Annotated in this window: 21 protein-coding genes; 3 read left to right on the top strand and 18 right to left on the bottom strand. The window is 70.8% G+C overall.

The window, feature by feature from the left end:
• The first annotated feature begins 152 nt into the window (after window positions 1-152).
• A complete protein-coding gene (locus H9L09_RS01695) occupies window positions 153-641 on the top strand; it encodes an SRPBCC domain-containing protein (RefSeq protein WP_187579069.1) in 489 nt (162 codons plus the stop codon).
• A gap of 87 nt (window positions 642-728) precedes the next feature.
• Here the strand turns inward: H9L09_RS01695 and H9L09_RS01690 are convergent, their stop codons facing one another.
• The 10 genes from H9L09_RS01690 to glnA all read right to left on the bottom strand — a co-directional run bounded on the left by H9L09_RS01690 (window position 729) and on the right by glnA (window position 9,617).
• Complete coding sequence (locus H9L09_RS01690) at window positions 729-1,637, bottom strand: serine hydrolase (protein ID WP_187579068.1); 909 nt, start codon at window positions 1,635-1,637, stop codon at window positions 729-731.
• A complete protein-coding gene (locus H9L09_RS01685) occupies window positions 1,634-2,530 on the bottom strand; it encodes a LysR family transcriptional regulator (protein ID WP_187579067.1) in 897 nt (298 codons plus the stop codon). Before H9L09_RS01685 ends, H9L09_RS01690 begins: the two co-directional genes overlap by 4 nt.
• Before the next feature lie 120 nt (window positions 2,531-2,650).
• Complete coding sequence (locus H9L09_RS22725; RefSeq protein WP_425491723.1) at window positions 2,651-2,719, bottom strand: hypothetical protein; 69 nt, start codon at window positions 2,717-2,719, stop codon at window positions 2,651-2,653.
• Window positions 2,720-2,974: 255 nt separating this feature from the next.
• On the bottom strand, window positions 2,975-3,679 hold the full coding sequence (locus H9L09_RS01675; protein ID WP_187579066.1) for a response regulator: 705 nt from the start codon (window positions 3,677-3,679) through the stop codon (window positions 2,975-2,977).
• Window positions 3,667-4,749, bottom strand: coding sequence for a sensor histidine kinase (locus H9L09_RS01670; protein WP_246456204.1), 1,083 nt, complete (start codon window positions 4,747-4,749; stop codon window positions 3,667-3,669). Before H9L09_RS01670 ends, H9L09_RS01675 begins: the two co-directional genes overlap by 13 nt.
• Window positions 4,750-4,956: 207 nt before the next feature.
• Complete coding sequence (locus H9L09_RS01665) at window positions 4,957-5,745, bottom strand: ABC transporter permease (protein WP_187579064.1); 789 nt, start codon at window positions 5,743-5,745, stop codon at window positions 4,957-4,959.
• A complete protein-coding gene (locus tag H9L09_RS21830) occupies window positions 5,742-5,909 on the bottom strand; it encodes a hypothetical protein (protein WP_187579063.1) in 168 nt (55 codons plus the stop codon). The genes H9L09_RS01665 and H9L09_RS21830 overlap by 4 nt, the downstream gene beginning before the upstream one ends.
• Entirely contained in the window at window positions 5,906-6,724 is an 819-nt protein-coding gene (locus H9L09_RS01655; protein WP_246456203.1) for an ATP-binding cassette domain-containing protein, read from the bottom strand. Before H9L09_RS01655 ends, H9L09_RS21830 begins: the two co-directional genes overlap by 4 nt.
• Complete coding sequence (gene bla / locus H9L09_RS01650; RefSeq protein WP_187579062.1) at window positions 6,685-7,827, bottom strand: class A beta-lactamase; 1,143 nt, start codon at window positions 7,825-7,827, stop codon at window positions 6,685-6,687. Before bla ends, H9L09_RS01655 begins: the two co-directional genes overlap by 40 nt.
• Window positions 7,828-8,192: 365 nt before the next feature.
• A complete protein-coding gene (glnA, locus tag H9L09_RS01645) occupies window positions 8,193-9,617 on the bottom strand; it encodes a type I glutamate--ammonia ligase (protein ID WP_187579061.1) in 1,425 nt (474 codons plus the stop codon).
• 180 nt (window positions 9,618-9,797) lie between these two features.
• Between glnA and H9L09_RS01640 the strand changes: the two genes are divergently transcribed.
• On the top strand, window positions 9,798-10,223 hold the full coding sequence (locus H9L09_RS01640) for an RDD family protein (protein WP_187579060.1): 426 nt from the start codon (window positions 9,798-9,800) through the stop codon (window positions 10,221-10,223).
• A 26-nt stretch (window positions 10,224-10,249) separates the two neighbouring features.
• Here the strand turns inward: H9L09_RS01640 and H9L09_RS01635 are convergent, their stop codons facing one another.
• From H9L09_RS01635 to H9L09_RS01625, 3 genes are read right to left on the bottom strand one after another with little or no spacing between them, the layout of a single operon-like run.
• Entirely contained in the window at window positions 10,250-11,569 is a 1,320-nt protein-coding gene (locus H9L09_RS01635; protein WP_187579059.1) for an SAM-dependent methyltransferase, read from the bottom strand.
• A complete protein-coding gene (locus tag H9L09_RS01630; RefSeq protein WP_187579058.1) occupies window positions 11,566-12,312 on the bottom strand; it encodes a DUF1365 domain-containing protein in 747 nt (248 codons plus the stop codon). The genes H9L09_RS01635 and H9L09_RS01630 overlap by 4 nt, the downstream gene beginning before the upstream one ends.
• Window positions 12,309-13,631, bottom strand: coding sequence for an NAD(P)/FAD-dependent oxidoreductase (locus H9L09_RS01625; RefSeq protein ID WP_187579057.1), 1,323 nt, complete (start codon window positions 13,629-13,631; stop codon window positions 12,309-12,311). Before H9L09_RS01625 ends, H9L09_RS01630 begins: the two co-directional genes overlap by 4 nt.
• A 157-nt stretch (window positions 13,632-13,788) precedes the next feature.
• Here H9L09_RS01625 and H9L09_RS01620 point away from each other — a divergent pair, with 157 nt between their 5' ends.
• Entirely contained in the window at window positions 13,789-14,670 is an 882-nt protein-coding gene (locus tag H9L09_RS01620; RefSeq protein ID WP_187579056.1) for an SCO4651 family lipoprotein, read from the top strand.
• 27 nt (window positions 14,671-14,697) lie between these two features.
• On the opposite strand, the gene H9L09_RS01615 is transcribed toward H9L09_RS01620, so the two are convergent.
• From H9L09_RS01615 to lipB, 5 genes are all read right to left on the bottom strand, one after another.
• Window positions 14,698-15,438, bottom strand: coding sequence for a DUF4191 domain-containing protein (locus tag H9L09_RS01615; protein ID WP_343065174.1), 741 nt, complete (start codon window positions 15,436-15,438; stop codon window positions 14,698-14,700).
• 47 nt (window positions 15,439-15,485) lie between these two features.
• A complete protein-coding gene (lipA, locus tag H9L09_RS01610) occupies window positions 15,486-16,409 on the bottom strand; it encodes a lipoyl synthase (protein ID WP_187580599.1) in 924 nt (307 codons plus the stop codon).
• A 103-nt stretch (window positions 16,410-16,512) separates the two neighbouring features.
• Complete coding sequence (locus tag H9L09_RS01605; RefSeq protein ID WP_187579055.1) at window positions 16,513-17,481, bottom strand: hypothetical protein; 969 nt, start codon at window positions 17,479-17,481, stop codon at window positions 16,513-16,515.
• Window positions 17,478-18,437 carry an ABC transporter ATP-binding protein gene (locus H9L09_RS01600; protein ID WP_187579054.1) on the bottom strand — a complete coding sequence of 320 codons (960 nt, stop codon included), beginning with the start codon at window positions 18,435-18,437 and terminating at the stop codon, window positions 17,478-17,480. The genes H9L09_RS01605 and H9L09_RS01600 overlap by 4 nt, the downstream gene beginning before the upstream one ends.
• Before the next feature lie 44 nt (window positions 18,438-18,481).
• Window positions 18,482-19,231, bottom strand: a complete 750-nt coding sequence (gene lipB, locus H9L09_RS01595) for a lipoyl(octanoyl) transferase LipB (protein ID WP_187579053.1) — start codon at window positions 19,229-19,231, stop codon at window positions 18,482-18,484.
• Window positions 19,232-19,355 lie beyond the last annotated feature (124 nt).

Below are 19,355 nucleotides of genomic sequence, written 5' to 3'. Positions count from 1 at the left end.
GGTTCCCCGCTGCCGGAGGTGAAGCCTGAGAGAGAGCCTGAGAGGCACCGCTCCGAACCTCCGCCGTAGTTGCGGATGGCGGACACGCTCTGCGGGAACGCTGGCTTGCATCGCGGAGAAGTGCCCCCGCTTGGTCGGAAGGAGGCCAGACGATGACGGATTTCACGCGTAGCTTCGACGTGGTGATCAACGCTCCGTTGCACGACGTGTTCGAGTACTGCCGCGACCCGCACCATCTCTTCGAGGGGTGGCGGGAGCTCGAGGTCACCGACGTCGTCCTGACGCCGGAGGGTGTCGGCACCAAGGCGCACATCGTGGGCAGGTTCGTGAAGGGGATGATGGTCGAGCAGATCGAGCGCGAGTACACCGAGTTCGTTCCCGATGAGCGGATCGTCAGCAAGGCTCATGCGCACGTGCGCTTTGCAGGACGGACCAAGGAAGTGGCCAACGGCCCGATCTTCACGTGGCTGTTCGAGGACCTGGACGGCAGCACGAAGCTGACGTTCGTGATCCTCGAGGAGGACCTCGGTTGGTGGCAGACCCTCGTCGAGTCGGTCAGCGTCGTCGTCATGGCGAAGACCATGCACACCATGCTGGCGGCGATCAAGACCGGCGTGGAGAGCCAGTCGTCAGCCGCCTGACCGAGGACCGAGCCAGGTCTCGATGGTCCGGTGCGCAGCGACGGTGCTGACCCGCAGAGGTGACAGCGCCTGGCCGGACTGGATGGATCAGTGACGGAGGTGGTCGCGCAGTCGGCGGGCGACGCTCGCCATGGTTGCCTCGGCGACGTGCTGGATCCCCGCGGAGACCCGCGAGGCCGTCAGGGCCGCCACGGCGTAGCGATCGCCCTCGGCGTGCTCGACCACACCGATCTCGTGACGGTGGTTCAGCAGCGTCCCTGTCTTCGACGACCAGGTGGCCGCGTCCGAGGCGAAGTCGGGCCAGAGTCGCTGCCTCGCGACGACGTGGTGCCCCATGAGCTCGCGGACCCGCTGGGACACGTCGGGCGCGACAGGGCTGGGCGTGGTCCACAGCCGCTCGAGCAGGTCGACGCACGCGCGCGCGGTCCCGGAGCTGGCGCGGGCGCTGTCGAGCTGCCGCACGCGGTGCCCCCCGCTCGGCGTGCCGCCGTGGGCTGCCAGCGTCTGAGCCAGCTCCGGCGTCTGGGCCAGGGCCTCGGCCGGGGTCTGGGTGAGGTCGGAGAGCCGATGACGCACGGTCAGGTCGGTCACGCCGAGCCCACGGAGGTAGTGCGTCACCTGCGCGGGACGCACCAGGTCGAAGAGTGCATCGGCGGCCACGTTGTCGCTCAGGCACGTGCTGAGGTAGACGACGTCGGCGAGCGCGATGGTGGCCGGGAACCGGAACCGGGCCAGACCTGCCGGTCCGACCTCGCGACCTCCGCCGCCGGTCAGGCACAGTGGTGTCCCCTCGCTCAGCTCGCCCCGGGCCACCTTGTCGAGGACGGCTGCGGCCAGCGGAACCTTGACCAGCGACGCGAGCGGGACCCGGGTGTCGGGATCGATCCCGATCTCCTCCCCGGAGTCCAGATCGCGCACCAGGAACCAGCCGGTCAGGCCGGCGGCGTCCAGGTCGGCCCTGAGGTCGCGCAGGAGGCGCACGGTGCCCGAGGTCATGGCCGGCCCCCGCTCCGACTCGCGTCATCAGCGCCCAGGGCCGCGGCGAGCTCGGGGCCGATCGCGGCGCGCAGCCGCTCGGAGCCGGAGCCGGCGGCACCGCTCAGTGCGTACCCCCTCGTCAGGGGCGGGTGAGCCAGCGGCGACCAGGCCAGGTCGAGGCGTCGCGCCTCGTGCTCGGACAGCATCACCAGGTCGGTGGAGGCGAGAACGCTCGCCAGCGCCGCGGCCCACGACGTCGTCACCAAGACCTGGGAGGTGCCGAGCCCGGCGGACTCCGCGGCCGCAAGGAGCGGGTCACGCAGGTGCGGCACGTCGTCCTCGGGGAGCACGTGCACCAGCACTGCCCCGCTGGTCGGGTTCCGGCCGGATGGCCGGAGCTGGTCGAGGTGGACGCGACCCGGACGGGGGAGTGCGCCGGCGAGGCCGAGCGCCACCGTCCAGTCACCCTCCTCGCCCGGCACCGCCGCCACCTGGGCCTCCACCCGTCCGCGACTCAGCAGGTCGGCCCGCGTGCGAGGCTCGGCCTCGGTGAGGACCAGGTGCATTCCTGCGTCCCGGCTGGCGAGCTCGACGGCGGCCAGCTCCCGTACGTCGCACCCGGTGGGAACGGCTAGGTGGAGCGAGCGCAGTCCGGCCTCCTCGGCCTCCAGCAGGAGCGTCTCGGAGGCCCGGACCACCTGCCGGGCGGCGTCGAGCACCCGGTGGCCCGCCAGCGTCAGCGCCGGGGACCGCCCCGACCGATCGAGGAGCGGAACTCCGAGGTGGCGTTCCAGCGCCGCGATGCGGCGGCTCGCCCCGGGCTGGGACATTCCCACGGCAGCTGCACCCCGCGTGAAGCTGCCTCGCTCGGCGACGCTCACGAACGCCTCGCATGCGGCCACCAGATCCATGGGACCAGTATGCGCAATCCGCATCGAAAGCCACATCTGAGTCGTGAACAGCATGCCGCGCGGACCGGACAGTGGTGCCACGAGGACCAGCTGCCTGATGAGGGTCGCGGTGAGCGACTTCTAGGTCACGGGAATCAGGCGTCGCAGCTGGTTGAACCGGTGCGGCCGGTCGCAGAGCTCCTCGAGCACCAGCACTGACCACCTGTCGAGGGCCTGGCCGAGCACCTCGCGATGCGCTGCCGTGATGTCGCGGCGCGAAACATTGCCGCGCAGATCGCCCAGGCGCTTCGAAATGCCGCCCTGGCGCCCGCACCCGGCACCGTGGCGGGATGGACGGAGTCCTCGTCGTCCCGAGAGAAGCGGGACGAAGCCGGCTGCTGCAGCAGCACCTGACGGATCCGCCGGCGACACCCGCACATCTCGACGACGTCGACGGCTGTCAGGTCAGGCCTGGCCCGCGGCGTGCACGCACATCGCCACCTGGACGCGGTTCACGACGCCGAGCTTGTGGAACAGCTGGGCGACGTGACCCTTGACCGTGGGCACCGACAGATGCAGCTCGGTCGCGATCTCACCGTTGCTGAGGCCACGCCCGACCGCAGAGGCGACCTCGCGCTCGCGGTCGGTCAATGCGGCGAGCCGTCGCTGTGCCTCACGCGCACGCTCCGACGTGTCGCTGTCTCTCAGGCGGGCGAGGATCGCACGCGTCACCGACGGCGACAGCATGGGCTCGCCGGCCGCCACACGCCGGACGGCCTCGACGATGTCGGGTGGCGGCGTGTCCTTGAGCAGGAACCCTTCGGCGCCGGCACTCAAGGCCTCGATGATGTGGGCGTCGGCGTCGAAGGTGGTGAGAACGATGACGCGGGGCGGTCGTGGGCGCGACATCACCGCCTTGGTCGCCCGGAGGCCGTCCATGCGTGGCATCCGGATGTCCATCAGGACCACGTCGGGCCGCAGTGAGTCCACCTGCCTGACCGCGTCGTGGCCGTCGGCAGCCTCGCCGACGACCTCGATGTCCTCCGCGCCGCCCAGCATCATGGTGAGCCCTGCCCGGACCACACCGTCGTCGTCGACGACGAGGACTCGGAGAGGTCGCTTGTCCGGGCTCCGCGCGGGGTCGGGGCTGGGGTCGGTCACGGTGTCCATGGGACCCACGTCCTGACGACGAAGTCGCGCCCCTCGCGCCCGTGCTCGAGCCGTCCCCCGCTCAGCTGAGCCCGCTCGGTCAGTCCCACGAGACCGAGTCCGGCGCCGGGGGTGGATGATCGCCCGAAGCCCAACGCGTTGCGCACGACGACCGTGACGCCCTCTTCCGCGGTGCCGGCGAGCTCGATCTCGACGTCGGCGCCCGGCGCGTGCTTGCCTGCGTTGGTCAGTCCTTCCTGGACGATCCTGTAGATCGTGCGACCGACACCGTCGGGCACTGCGTCGTCTGCGATGTGGTCGCTCCACGTGACGCGCATCCCCGACCGACGCGCCTCCTCGATGAGGTCGGCGAGATCTCCGTGCGCGGGCTGGGGGAGCCGTTCCAGCTCACCCGCCTCGTCGCGCAGCACCCCGAGCACGGCGCGCAGGTCGATCAGGGCCAGGTGCGCCGACTCGCGGATCGCGCCGGCGGTGTCACGCATCTCGTGGCAGCTGATGTCGGTGCGGTAGTGCAAGGCGCCGGCTCGAATGGCGATGTGGGAGATGCGGTGCGCGAGGACGTCGTGCATCTCCCGGGCGATGCGGGCGCGTTCCTCGAGCCGCGACCGCGCGGCACGCAGGTCGCGCTCGCTCTCAGCCGCGGCGGCGCGGCACTCCAGGCTCCAGATCAGCTCGCGGCGCGACCCGACGTACATTCCCCAGGCCATCGAAGCGGCGATCAGCGCGGCGTTGAGGACGGTGACGAGCCACGGGGGATCGGTTCTCGACCACGGGTGCAGGTGCGTGAAGACCTCGCCGCCGACGACCGCAAGAGCCCCGACCACCAGCATCGGTCGCCATCGCCGACCCGTGGCGAGCGAGACGGTCGCGAGGATGGCAGGTCCAGCGGCGAGTGACGTCAGTGCTGCCAACGCTGTCGTTCCGACCGCGACCGCCACGGGCCAGCGACGGCGGACCGCCACGAGCGCGAACGCCACCAGCCCGAGCGCCACGTCGCCGACCCTGTCGAACGCGGAACGGTCCGCGGAGGCCGTCAACCAGGACAGCAGGCTGAAGGCGAGGGCCAGCACGAGTCGCCATGCATTCCCTCGCCACCCCAACGGTCCAGCCGTTCTGCCCTGCACCTCTGGCACTCCAGGACCATGGGTCACCGAGCTGTGCGTCATGAAGAGCGCCTCGTGATCGGCGGATCGACGACGAGGGATAGGCCTGACGATCGTGGCGGCTGCTCTGAAGGTCATCCCGGCGATGCTCCTGGTGAGGGCCAGCGCTCAGCGCTACTTGATCTCGGCTCGCATGACGCGGAGCCAGCCGGCGAGGAAGGGAAGGACGATCCAGATGAGGGCAGTGACACCGATCTGGGCGAGCTGCGTGCCGGTGATGTCGAAGTCGCCGTTGACCAGGGGGGACTGGGCGGTCTGCAGGTCGACCCACGGAGCGATGTCCGACAACGACCGAACGCCGGTGAACAGGATCGTGGACGCAGTGGGCAGGACGAAGAGGGCCACGATCGCTGCTGGCGTGTTGAGCAGGATCAATCCGTACGCCACTCCCTGGAGGACGCCGAGCAGCTGGACGGCGAGGAAGAGCAGGAGCGTCGGGGCGGTGACGTCGGCGAACCCGTCCTGTCGTCCCGCCGCCAGGGTGGCGACCGTGGCGACGATCACCGCACCGGCGAACGCGACGATTCCCAGGATGATGGCGGCGACGACCTTGGCGCCGATGACCTGGGTCCGTGACGGTGCCAGCGCGAAAGTCACCAGAGCGGTGCGCTGGCTCCACTCGCTGGTCATGAGCAGGACACCGAGCACGGGCAGCAGGAAGCTCTGCGGGCCGGCGGCGAAGCCGATGAAGTTGACGAAGGTCTTGTCGGTGTCCTCGCCGATGGCGTAGTAGAGGACCATGATGCCGGCCGTCAGCGCGAGGATCGCAGCGACGAGCCACTTTCCTGCGCGGGTGTCGACGGCCTTCTGCAGCTCGACCGAGACCAGTCGCGAGAAGCGGATGCGCGGAGTGGTCTCGAAGTTGAACCGGGGCAGGGTCTGTCGGTCGGTGTTGGTGGTCATCGACGGCTTCCGTTCGTGGTCGAGAGGTCGGCCAGGGAGTCGGGGGCGGCCGCTGCGTCGCGCTGCGCTGTGGAGGTGAGCTCGAGGAACAGGTCCTCGAGCCCCTTGGCGCCGCTACGCAGGTCGGTGATGATCACCGCGTGCTTGAGGCAGATCCGGCTCACGTCCGCCGCGCTGGCAGCGACGCGCAGGCCCGCGCCCTCGGGGTCGACTCGAGGCCTTCTGCGGCGAGTGCTGCGGCCAGCTGGACGTTGTCGTGAGCGGTCACCAGTGTGCTCTGTTTGGCGTCCGCGGCGCTGAGGCTCTCCTTGTCACCCTGCGCGACGATCTTGCCGTGTCCGATGAGGATGAGCTCGTCGGCAACGAGCTCGACCTCGTGGAGCAGGTGGCTCGAGAGCAGCACGGTTCCGCCGCGTCTCGCGTAGTCCCTGAGCAGGTCACGCATCCACCGGATCCCGGCGGGGTCGAGGCCGTTGGCGGGCTCGTCGAGGATGAGGACTTCCGGGTCGCCGAGCAGTGCGTGGGCGATGCCCAGTCGCTGCTTCATGCCGAGGGAGTAGTTGCGCAGCTTGCGTTTCGCCTCGGACTCGCTGAGCGACACCTGGGCGAGCATCTCGTCGACGCGCGATGAGGGCAGGTCCATCGTCCGGGCACCGATCCTGAGGATCTCCTGCCCCGTGCGTCCAGCATGTTGCGCGCTGGCGTCCAACAGCACACCGACGTGGCGGCCCGGGTTGACGATGTCGTGGTAGTGGTAGCCACCGATGGTGGCTTCTCCGCGGGTGGCAGTCGTGAGACCGATCATGATCCGCATCGTGGTGGTCTTGCCGGCCCCGTTCGGTCCGAGGAAACCGGTCACTCGTCCCGGCTTGCAGGTAAAGCTGACGTCGTCGATGGCGGTGTAATCGCCGTAGGTGCGGGTGAGCCCCTGTACTTCAATCATGCCGCCCAGCCTGCGGCGTGGAGCGTCGGCGCACATCCGACGGCGGGCCTGACCTGGGAGATCCTTTGGTAGGGGTGCGCCCCGTCCTCGTGACGTGCCCTTTCCCTGCGGACGGCGCCCGGAGTGGCGTCGAGGAGCTCGTCCACCACGATCCTGGTGGCTGCGGCGATGAGGGCGTCGTCGGTCGGCGCGTCTGCCTCGTCGTGCGTGGTCATGATCGCCAGCAGGATGGGGCCCCGCCCGGGCGGGCGGATCACGGCGACGTCGTTGCGCGTGCCGTACGCCGCAGACCCCGTCTTGTCGCCGACCCGCCAACCCTGCGGCACACCGGCCCGGATGAGGGCGTCGCCGGTGGTGGTGCGCCGCAGCACCTGCTCCAGGAAGCGGCGGTCGGCGCGAGGCAGCACGTCGCCCAGGACGTAGGCGCCCAGGGTGTCGGCGAGGGCGACGGGCGTGGTGGTGTCCCGGCTGTCGCCCGGGACGGCGGTGTTGAGGTCCGGCTCTCGGCGTACGACGGCGGTGACGTCGTCTCCCGCGTCCTCGAGCAGGGCCTCGTCGAGTCCGGCCGGGCCGCCGAGGAGGTCGATGAGGAGATTGCCGGCAGTGTTGTCGCTGACGGTGATGGCCGCGTCGATGAGCTGGCGGACGCTGAGGCCGTCCTCCACGTGCAGCTCGGTGACGGGGGAGTAGTCGACCAGCTCGTCCTCGGTGAAGAAGAGTCGCCGCGACAACTCGGCCGGCCCGAGGTCGTCCAGGACGGCTCCGGCCGCGAGCGCCTTGATGGTGGAGGCGTAGGCGAAGCGTTCGTCCCCGCGGTACGACACCGTGGCGCCGGTGCTGGTGTCGACGGCGTGGACGCCGAGGCGGGCCCCGCGTTCGGTCTCGAGGTGCGCGAGCCGGTCCCGGACGCCGGGTCTCGCGGTGCTGGTGGACGCCGAGGTGTCGGTTGGATCGGACAGCTGTGTCCGGCTCGACGCTGCGGGCGTCGATGACGCGGTGGCGCCAGGCGCAGAACCGTCCGTAGCGCACGCGGAGAGGGCGAGTGCGCAGGCCGCCAGGGCCGCTGTGGCGGCGATCTTCCTGCTCCCGGGCCGACGGTTCGGGGGCTGAGGGGAGAACAAGCAAGGGACGGTGCTCATGCACACCACTGTGTGGCGCGGTGCCCCGCGCCGTCCAAGACGGTGGGGCGCGATGCGATGCGGATCCCGCATACGTCCGGTGGGCACGTGGGCACCGGCCGAGCCTGGGCCTCCAGCTCATCGGCGCCTGATGACCTCGGACATGGCATCGGGAACCTAGCCGCTCGATGTGAGCGCTACGCGGCAGTTACGGGCTTGGGCATATCAACAGGCACGTTGGGCAGCGTGCTCAGAGTTCACGCTCAGCGGCACGGCGCAAGATCCCAACCTGCCTGTTCAAATGCAGCAATCGGGAGATGCAACGAGGGCCCCGGCAAAGCCGGGGCCCTCGCGCTCGAACCGGAGAGTTCGAGCTCTACGAGTGACTAGATGTCGTAGTAGAGCTCGAACTCGTGCGGGTGCGGCCGCAGCTGGATCGGCAGGATCTCGTGGGTGCGCTTGTACTCGATCCAGGTGTCGATCAGGTCGGGCGTGAAGACCCCGCCGGCGGTGAGGAACTCGTGGTCGCGCTCGAGGTTGTCGAGCACGGCATTGAGCGACGTCGGCACCTGGTCGACCTCGGCCAGCTCGTCCGGCGGCAGCTCGTAGATGTCCTTGTCGATCGGCTGCGGCGGCTCGATCTTGTTCTTGATGCCGTCGAGCCCGGCGAGCAGCAGCGCCGAGAAGGCGAGGTAGGGGTTCGCCGACGGGTCGGGGCAGCGGAACTCGATCCGCTTGGCCTTGGGGTTCGAGCCGGTGATCGGGATCCGGACGCAGGCCGAGCGGTTGCGCTGGCTGTAGACCAGGCTGATCGGGGCCTCGAAGCCGGGCACCAGGCGGTGGTAGGAGTTCACCGTCGGGTTCGTGAACGCCAGCAGCGACGGAGCGTGCTTGAGCAGGCCGCCGATGTAGTAGCGCGCCATGTCGGAGAGGCCGGCGTACCCGGTCTCGTCGTAGAACAGCGGCTCGCCGTTGTTCCAGATCGACTGGTGGCAGTGCATGCCCGAGCCGTTGTCGCCGAAGATCGGCTTGGGCATGAAGGTCGCGGTCTTGCCGTTGCGCCAGGCGACGTTCTTGACGAGGTACTTGAACTTCATCACGTCGTCGGCGCTCTTGAGCAGCTCGTCGTAGCGCCAGTTGATCTCGGCCTGGCCGGCGGTGCCCACCTCGTGGTGGGCGCGCTCGACGTGCAGCCCGGACCGCTCCATCTCGATGACGATCTCGTCGCGGAGCTCACCGAAGTGGTCGGTCGGGGCCACCGGGAAGTAGCCGCCCTTGTACTTCACCTTGTAGCCGAGGTTGCCGCGCTCCTCCTCACGCCCGGTGTTCCAGGCGCCGGCCACGGAGTCGATCGCGTAGAACCCGGTCTGGGCCTTGGTCTCGAAGCGCACGTCGTCGAAGACGTAGAACTCGGCCTCGGGGGCGAAGTAGGCGGTGTCGCCGACGCCGGTGCTGGCGAGGTAGGACATCGCCTTGCGGGCGATGTTGCGCGGGTCGCGGCTGTACGCCTCGCCGGTGATCGGGTCGTGGATGAAGAAGTTCACCACCAGCGTCTTCGCGACCCGGAACGGGTCGAGGTAGGCCGTGGTGGGGTCCGGAAACAGCGACATGTCGGACTCGTGGATCGCCTGGAACCCACGGATCGACGACCCGTCGAAGCCGAGCCCGTCGTCGAAGACGGTCTGGTCGAAGGAGGACACGGGCACCGTGAAGTGCTGCATCACGCCCGGCAGGTCACAGAACCGGACGTCGACCATCTCGACGCGCTCGTCCTTGATGTACTTCAGCAGCTCGTCGCTGTTAGCGAACATTCGTCGTCCTCCTTGACCGCGGGGGCGGTCGGGTCTTCAGGCGTGATCAGTAGATGCCGCGCTGCACCACTGACCCTGAACCTAGGCAGCCGGGATTTCTTGACCGTATCTGGTTTGTTTCCTGCGTGTAACAGCCCGTCCGCCGGAGCGCGGTGACCGGCTGCTCGGTACCGTGGGGACGTGAGCGAGAGAGCGACCACCCCGCCGCCGTACGCCGGTGCCCGGCTCGGCCTGCCGCCCGTAGGCCCTCGCTCCGTCGCCTCCTGGGGTCGCCGGCTGGCGGCGCTCACCATCGACTGGTTCGCCTCGCTGCTCGTCGCCACCGCGCTGTTCGGCACGGGGGTGTGGGGCCACGGCTGGGAGACCTGGGCGCCGATGGGCGTCTTCTTCGTCGAGCTGACCGTGCTGACCGCGCTGACCGGCGGCTCCTTCGGACAGCTCGCGCTGCGGATCGCCGTGGTCCGCGTCGACGGGGGACCGGTCACGCTGCTGCACACGCTGCTGCGCAGCCTGCTGATCTGCCTGGTGGTGCCGCCGCTGATCTACAACCGCGACAACCGCGGCCTGCACGACCTGGTCGTCGGCACCGTCACCGTGCGCCGCTGACAAAGGGAGCCTGGAAGTCCCAGGGCTCAGGCCCGCTCCATCCGGATCTGCGCGACGTCGATGTAGCCGGTGCGGAAGCCGGCCTCGCAGTAGGCGAGGTAGAACTCCCACATCCGCCGGAACCGCTCGTCGAACCCGAGCGCGGCCACCTGCTGCCAGTCGGCGGTGAACCGGTCGCGCCAGAGCCGCAGCGTGTGCGCGTAGTGCTGGCCCATCGGCCGGATGTCGGAGACGTGCAGGGTGGTGTGCCCGGCCAGCGTCCGCTCGATCGCGGTGACCGAGGGCAGCAGCCCGCCGGGGAAGATGTACTTGTGGATCCAGGTGTACGTGTCCCGGGTCGCCTCGAGCCGGTCGTGGTCCATCAGGATCGCCTGGATGGCGACCTTGCCGCCGGGGGCGAGGAGCGAGTCGATGGTGGAGAAGTACGTCGGCCAGTACTTCTCGCCGACCGCCTCGATCATCTCCACGCTGACCACCGCGTCGAACTGGCCGGTCTGGTCGCGGTAGTCGCGCAGCGCGATCTCCACGCGGTCCGCGACACCGGCCGCGTCGACCCGCTCCTGGGCGAGCGCTGCCTGCTCCCCGGAGATCGTCAGCGTGGTCACCCGGGCGCCGCGCTCGGCCGCCCGGATCGCCAGGGTGCCCCAGCCGGTGCCGATCTCGAGGACCCGCGAGCCGGCCCGGACTCCGGCGGCGTCGAGGATCGCGTCGACCTTGCGCAGCTGCGCCGGCTCCAGGGCCGCCCACTCCGGGGCCGGGTCCAGGGTGTCGAACAGCGCCGAGGAGTAGGAGAGCGACGGGTCGAGGAACGTCGCGAACATCTCGTTGGACAGGTCGTAGTGCGCCTCGATGTTCTTGCGGGCGCCGGCCTTGGTGTTCTCCGGGTTCAGCCCGCGGGGGAGCACCGTGTGCCGGAGCCGGTAGAACGCCGGCTTGATCAGCCGGGTGAGCCGCTCCGCGAACGGCGACAGCGCGTCGGCGAGGTCGGTGCCGGGCGCCGTGGACCACTCGCCGGCCATGTAGGACTCGCCGAGCCCGATCATCGGGCTGCGGGACAGCCGGGCGAAGAAGGCCCGCGGCTGGTCGATCTGGATCAGCGGCAGACCGGCGGTCACCGGGGCGCCGTACACGGTGCCGTCGGCCAGTCGTGCGGTGACCGGGACGTGACGGAGGATCCGGGCGACGACCTGCTGGGCGACACCGCCGCGGATGCCGTACGCCGGTGCCGGGCCCAGCGCGCTCGCCGAGCTGGTCACCGGCCGGGTCGCCACCGGCTGCCCGAAGGACGTGCGGGGGTCGTCCTCGAGGGGGTCGCGGGAGTCGCGGGAGTCGATGGTGGTGGTCATCGTGCTGAAGCCATTCCTTCCGGGGCCTGGTGCGGGCGGCGCTTGACGACGGGCAGCCGGCGCAGCCACAGCCGGATCCCGTGCCAGCGGATCAGTGCCGACACACGGTGTGAGGGGAGCGGGTTGCGCAGGACGGCGCCGAGGGTCCGGGCCGAGGTTGCGGGGACGAGGTCGCCCTTGATCGTGGCGGTGAAGACCGTGCGGTCGCGCTGCGTGAGGCTGATCGCGACCGAGACCTTCGACTCCGAGAGCCGGGTCCGGATGTCGTAGCGGCCCTCGACGGCGAAGAACGGCGAGACGTAGAACTCCTTGTCGACCGCCGCGGTCGCCCCGCCCGCCACCGCGAGCGGGTAGCAGTGCCGCTCGCCGTAGGTGTTGTGCACCTCGGCCAGCACGCCTTCGAGGCGGCCGTCGGCGTCGAGGCAGAAGTACGTCGTCAGCGGGTCGAACACGTAGCCGAGGGACCGGGCGTTGGCGAGCACCAGCACCCGGGCGGCCGACCAGCCGAGGTCCTGGGCGCGCAGGAACGCGTGCACCTTCTCCAGCAGCGGCCGGTCGTCGTCGCCGGCGAAGTGGTCGACCGGGCGGATCGAGGCCAGCGGCCGCAGCCAGCGGGGGAAGGCGGCGTCCGGGTCCGCGGCGTCCACCAGCCACATGGTGGTGCCGTGCTCGAAGGTGTAGGTGAACGGGCTGGTCCGACGGTGCCAGACCCGCGCCCTGACCCGGGCGGGGGCTGCGGTCACGGTGCTTGCCGTGTTTCCCGTGCGGCCCAGGTGGCGCCGAGGGCCTCGGCCGCCCGCACGCCCGAGCGACAGCCGTCCTCGTGGAAGCCCCAGCCCTGGTAGGCGCCGGCGAACGCCAGCCGGTCGGTGTTCAGCGTGGCCAGCCGGCTCTGCGCGGCCACCGACTCCGCGGTGTAGGTGGGGTGCGCGTAGGTCATCGTGGCGACCACGCCGCTCGGCGTCGCGCCGTCCTCGGGGTTCAGCGTCACCAGCAGCGGGTCGGACTCGGCGTGGCCCTGGAGCCGGTTCATCCAGTAGGTGACCCGGGTCCGGTCGGTCAGCGTGTCGCAGTCCTCGAGCCGGTAGTTCCAGGCGGCCCGGCTGCGGGGCAGCTCGGGCAGGAACGAGTCGTCGCGGTGCAGCCAGGTGGTGTTCTCGGAGTAGCCGAAGCTGCCCAGCAGCTGCTGCTCCTCCTCGCCGGCGTCGGTGAGCAGCGCCAGCGCGGTGTCGGCGTGGGTGGCCAGCACCACCTTGTCGAAGCCGTGGTGCTCGCCGGTGGCGGTGTCGACGGTGACCGCGTCGGGCTTGCGGCTCACCGCGGTGACCGGGGCGCCGACCCGGACCACGTCGAGGCGCTCGGTGACCGCCCGGACGTAGGACCGGGAGCCGCCGACCACGGTGTGCCAGGTCGGGGCGTCGCCGAGGGTCAGGAAGCCGTGGTGGCTCAGGAAGGCGAAGAGGTACGCCGCCGGGTAGGCCAGCGCGTCCGTGTGGCCCATCGACCACACGCAGGAGACCACCGGCAGGGCGTAGTGGGTGACGAAGTGCTGGTCGAAGCCGTGCTGGTCGAGGAACTGGCCGTAGGTCAGCTCCGAGCCCGCCGCCTCGCGGTCGCCGTCCAGCAGCGCCAGCGCCTCCTTCTGGAACCTGCGGATCGAGAGCAGCAGCCGCCAGAACGTCGGGTCGAGGAGGCGCCGACGCTGGGCGAAGATGCCTCCGGCCCCGGTGCCGCCCTTGTAGCTCAGCCCGCAGCCGGCGCAGGAGATGCTCATGCTCATCTCGGTCGGGCGGGTCTGCACGCCCAGCTCGGCGAAGAGCCGGCGCAGCAGCGGGTAGGTCCGGTCGTTGAGCACAATGAAGCCGGAGTCGACGGGCACGGTGCCCGCACCGGTCTCCACGTCGTGGGTGTGCGCGTGCCCGCCGACCCGGTCCTCGGCCTCGAACAACGTCACGTGGTGGGTGCGCTGCAGCAGGTAGGCCGCGGTGAGCCCGGAGATGCCGCCGCCGACCACGGCGACGCTCGGCCGATCGGCATGGCTGACCTGGGTGGAGTCCGTCATGCAGGGTGTTCGGACGTCGCGGCTTCGTGGATGGGTGGTCTGCACAGCGGCATCGACGTACCTCGTTCTCCCTCGTTGGCGCGTTCTGCGCGCTTTGCTCCGCACGGCTGGAGCCGGCCCTACCCTGATCACGACCTTAGATGAAGGGGGACGCCCGATGCGCCTCACCCGGCTGGTGGCCACCGCCGCCACCTCTGCACTGCTGCTCGGCGTCGCCGCCTGCGGCGGGGACACCGCCGAGGGCGAGACGGCCGCGGCCGGCTCCGCCGCTCCCTCCACCGGTGCCCACGCCGCCTCCGAGGACCCGTCGACGGACGCCTCCGCGGACCCCGACCCGAGCAGCTCCGCCGGCGCCGACGACGCGGACGGGTCCGACGGCTCCGGCTACGACGCCGAGGAGCTGCTGGCGGCCATGAAGGCAGCGGTGCTGGACAAGGAGAGCTCGCACCTCACGATGGACATGAGCGGCGGCGGGCAGCCCAGGACGACGGCCGAGGGTGACGTGAGCTACGAGGGCGACACCACGTCGATGCAGCTGACCATGGAGCTCCCGCAGGCGGGCGCCGACAAGGTGGAGATGCGGCTCGTCGACGGGATCCTCTACATGGCGATGCCGCCGATGACCCCGAAGGGCAAGTTCCTCGAGATCGACACCACCGACCCGAACAGCCCGATGGGCGACCTGGGCGGGATCACGCAGGGCGACCCGCTGTCCACGTTCAAGGCCTTCGACGCGGGCCTGCAGAAGGTCCGGTACGTCGGCGAGGAGTCCGTGGCCGGCGAGGACCTGGACCACTACCTGCTGACCGTGGACGCCAAGAAGGCCGCCGCGGCCCAGGGCGCCGGCGCCGAGGCCATGCCGCCGGGGACCACGACGATCGACTACGACCTGTGGCTGGACTCCGAGGACCTGATGCGTCGGATGGAGTTCTCCCAGGGCGCGGGCTCGATCGTGATGACGATGTCGGACTGGGGCAAGCCGGTGACCGTGAAGGCGCCGCCGGCCTCGTCGCTGATGCAGCTGCCGGGCACCCGCTGAGCCCGGGGGCCGCGGTGGCGACCAGCCTCAGCGGCCCCGCATGTTCTGCCGGGAGCCCTTGAGGCTGGTGGGGATCGGCCCCTTGGGGAGCGGGATGTTGGACCGGGTGGCGTCGAGCGCCTTGAGGCGGGCCAGCACGTCGGTCATCTCGGCGGGCTTCACCTGACGGCCGAGCTTCTGCACGTGCTTGTTGAGCTTGCTCACCGGGACCGCGCCGACGTGCTGCGCGGGGTCGCCCACGATGACGTCGTGGATCGGGGTGTCGGCGGCGACCCGCTCGTGCTTGCGGCGCTCGGTGGCCAGCAGCGACTTCAGCCGGTTCGGGTTGCCCTCGCCGACCAGCACGATGCCGGGCGGGCCGACGACGCGGTGCACGATGTCCTGGTTCTTGTTGAACGCGATCGCCGGGTCGGTCTTCCAGCCGCGACGGAGCGTGCCGAGAGCGGCCGCGGCGGCGCCGGGCTGGCCCTCGATCTGGGCGTACGCCGACTTCTGGGCCCGCTGCCCGAACACGATCAGGGCGCCGAGCAGGCCGAAGAGCAGCGCGCTGACGATGTCGAGGGCCCACCACGGCGGCGGGATCAGCCGGAACAGCACCAGCGCCACGGCGGCGACCACCACGAAGACGCCGGCGAGGATCAGGCCGACCTTCGGGTCGGTGCGCCGCGTCATCTGGTAGCTCGCGACGATCTGCTTCAGGCGCCCCTGCTTCTCGGGGCCGGCGGGCTTCTCGGACTTCGCCATCAGGGCTGCCTCTGTCTTCTTCACTGCTGGGACGGACGGGTCATTGTCTCAGACCCCGGGGGCGTCCTGCGTCAGACCGCCGCGCGGGCAGCCATCGCCTGCTGGTAGAGCCGACCGGCGCGGTAGGAGGAGCGCACCAGCGGCCCGGACATGACGCCGGAGAAGCCGATCTCGTCTGCCTCGTCCTTCAGCTCGACGAACTCCTCGGGCTTCACCCAGCGCTCCACCGGGTGGTGGCGCAGCGAGGGGCGGAGGTACTGGGTGATCGTGATCAGCTCGCAGCCGGCGCCGTGCAGGTCGCGCAGCGCCTGCGAGATCTCCTCACGGGTCTCGCCCATGCCGAGGATCAGGTTCGACTTGGTGACCAGGCCGAAGTCGCGGGCCTGGGTGATCACGTCGAGGGAGCGGTCGTAGCGGAACGCCGGCCGGATCCGCTTGAAGATCCGCGGCACCGTCTCGACGTTGTGCGCCAGCACCTCGGGACGGGACTCGAACACCTCGCGGAGCAGGTCGGGCTTGCCGTTGAAGTCGGGGATCAGGTTCTCGACCCCGGTGTCCGGGTTCAGCTCGTGGATGGCCCGGACGGTCTCGGCGTACAACCAGGCGCCGCCGTCGGGCAGGTCGTCACGGGCGACGCCGGTGATGGTGGCGTAGCGCAGGTTCATCTGCTGCACGCTCTCGGCGACCCGGCGCGGCTCGTCGCGGTCCAGCGGCTCGGGCCGGCCGGTGTCGATCTGGCAGAAGTCGCAGCGGCGGGTGCACTGGTCGCCACCGATGAGGAACGTCGCCTCCCGGTCCTCCCAGCACTCGAAGATGTTGGGGCAGCCGGCTTCCTGGCAGACCGTGTGCAGACCCTCGGACTTCACCAGGTCCTGGAGCTGCTTGTACTGCGGGCCCATCTTGGCCCGGGTCTTGATCCACTCCGGCTTCCGCTCGATCGGCGTCTGCGCGTTGCGGACCTCGAGACGGAGCAGCTTGCGACCTTCCGGCTGGATGTCACCGGCTCCTGCGGAGGGCTGGGTGGGTGCTTGAGTCACGGGCCCAACTGTACGCCGCGGCCCGCAGCGCCTCCCCAGGTGTCGGCGGAGCCCCCGAGGCTCACGCCACGTCGCGGCGGCGGAACAGCACCAGGGAGAGCGCCAGCGTGACGAGCAGCAGCACCCCGAGGTAGGTCGCGCCCTGGGCCAGGTCCAGGACGTAGGTCTGGTTGCACATGTTGCCGTTCGGCGGGCAGACGATCGACTCGTCGTAGATCTCGGTGCCGTCGCGCAGCCAGGCGAACACGTTGTTGCCCAGGCCCCACTGGCTGACCCGGTCGATGGGCAGCGCGGCAGTGAGCGCCTCGCCGCCGATGGCGTAGGCGAAGAGCACCGCCAGGGTCGCCACGGTGCTGCGCAGCAGCATGGTCAGCGCGTAGCCGCCGAGCGCGCCGACGCCGGCCAGCAGCACGCCGCGCGCCGACAGCCACCGGACCTGCTCCTGCACGGTCGCACCGGTGCTGAGCCCGCGCGACTCCACCACCAGGTAGAGCACCAGCCAGAACACCGAGACGATCACCGCACAGGCGACCATCACCCCGAGGGTGACCGCCGCCGCCTTGGCCGCCCAGACCCGCCAGCGACGTGGCTCGAAGAGCAGCTGGTTGCTGATCGACCCGGTCGCCCAGTCCGCGCCGGCGAACGTCGCGCCGATCACGACGGCCAGGGCGGTCAGGATCATCAGCAGCCCGAGGCCGCGGTCCTCGAGCTGGCTGGCCAGCGACAACGTCGACCGGGAGAGGTACCAGTCGGCCCGCGGCATCATCTCGGCGCAGGCGGCCGGGTCCTCGGAGCCGATGTACTCCTCGGGTCGCCGCTCGCACCGCTTGAGCTCGCGCTGGAAGCCGGGGCTGGCGGCCTCCTGCTGGGCCTGCGCGACCGCGCGGGCGCGGTCCTGGGCGCTGACCGGACGGGTCTCCCAGACCGCGGTGCCGACCATCACCCCCATGATCACCGTGGCCGCCAGCAGGACCAGCACGATGGCGCGCCGGGACCGGAAGCGGGTGAGCTCGACGCCGAGGAGCCTCATGCCGCTCCTCCCGCCACGAGCTCCTCGGGCCGGGCCCGGAGGGTGGTGTCCTTGGTGAGCTGGAGGAAGACCTGCTCGAGGTCGGGCCGCAGCGGGGTCAGCTCGGAGACGAAGAGGTCGTGCGAGGCGAGCAGCCGGGTGAGGTCGGCCGGCTCGTCGACACCCTCGACGAGCAGGTGGGCGCCGTCGCGGCGTACGGCGTAGCCGGCGGCCTCCAGGTGCCGCGCCCCGCGGGCCGGGTCCGGAAGGCCGACGCGTACGGCGGCCGCGGTGCTCGCGCCGATCAGCGCGTCGACGCGCCCCGACGCCAGCAGCCGGCCCTCGCCGATGATCGACACCGACTCGCAGACCTGCTGCACCTCGGCGAGGATGTGCGAGCTGAGCAGCACCGTGACGCCGCTCTCGCCGAGCCCGCGGATCATGTCGCGGATGTCGCGGATCCCGGCCGGGTCCAGGCCGTTGGTGGGCTCGTCGAGGATCAGCAGGTCCGGCGACTTCAGCAGCGTCGCGGCGATCGCGAGCCGCTGCTTCATGCCGAGGGAGTAGCCCTTGAACCGCTCCCGCTCGCGGCCGTCGAGGCCGACCTGGGCGATCGCGGCCTCGACGCTGCGCTGCGAGACGCCGATCGAGCGCGCCAGCAGCTCGAGGTTGCGGCGGCCGGTGAAGGTCGGCACGAACTTGGGCTGCTCGACGACGGCGCCGATCCGGCCGATCACCTGCGGCAGCGCCCGGGGGACCGGCTGCCCGAACAGGCGCATCTCGCCGCCGCTGGCGCGGGCCAGGCCGAGGAGCATCCGGATCGTGGTGGTCTTCCCGGACCCGTTGGGGCCCAGGAACCCGTGCACGCCGCCGGCCGGCACGGCCAGGTCGAGGTCGCGCACGGCGACCACGTGCCGGCCCCGCCGGGTCCGGAACTGCTTGCGCAGCCCGGACGTCTCGATGACCAGCTCCGACATGCGTCCCCCTTGGTGTCAGGGCAGAAGCATGGCGGAGAACGCGCTCAGGCGCGCGGATTCAGCACCGGCACGCGCAGCGTGTCGTGCGGGGTGCCGGGCGGGGTGCGACCCGGCTCCGGCTTGGCGGGGTAGTCCGGGGTCCGCTCGTAGGGCTGCCAGGCGAGCAGCCGGCGCAGGTGCCGCTCCATCACCGGGGCGGTCTCCGGCACGGTGACGTCGCGTCCCAGCTCCCGGCTCAGCGAGGTGACGCCGGCGTCGGCGATGCCGCAGGGCACGAAGGTGTCGTACCAGCCGAGGTCGACGTCGCAGTTGAGCGCGAACCCGTGCATCGTGACGCCCCGGCTGACCCGGATCCCGATCGCGGCGATCTTGCGCTCCGGACCGCGGTCGTCCTCGGCGACCCAGGCGCCGCTGCGGCCGGGCACCCGCGCGGTGGCCACGCCGAGCTCGGCGCACGCGCCGATCAGCGCCTCCTCGAGCCGGCGCACGTAGTCGACGACGAAGACCTGGTCGGGGAGCTTGACGATCGGATAGCCGACCAGCTGACCCGGCCCGTGGAAGGTGATCTTGCCGCCGCGGTCCACGTCGACGACCGGAGCGCCGGGGACCTCGGGCCGCTCGTGCGGGTCGGTGCGCTTGCCGGCGGTGTAGACGGGCGGGTGCTCGAGCAGCAGCACGGTGCCGGGGCCGCCCGCGACGACCTCCGCGTGCACCTGCCGCTGCAGCTCCCAGGCGGCGACGTACTCCACCGCGTCCTCACCGAAGCCGACGGTCCGGAACTCGAGCTCGCTCACGGGCCCGAGACTACGCCGGGGCCGGACCGGGCCGGCAGCGACGTGGCGATCTTCGCCACGCTCCGCGGTGCGACCGCGTCGAGGAGTCCTGACCGGCCGGGCCTGTGGATGAGCGCAGCGGCGG

It is taken from the genome of Nocardioides mesophilus (assembly GCF_014395785.1).
Classification (GTDB): Bacteria; Actinomycetota; Actinomycetes; order Propionibacteriales; family Nocardioidaceae; genus Nocardioides_B; species Nocardioides_B mesophilus.
This window is presented reverse-complemented; position numbering and strand designations above follow the sequence as displayed.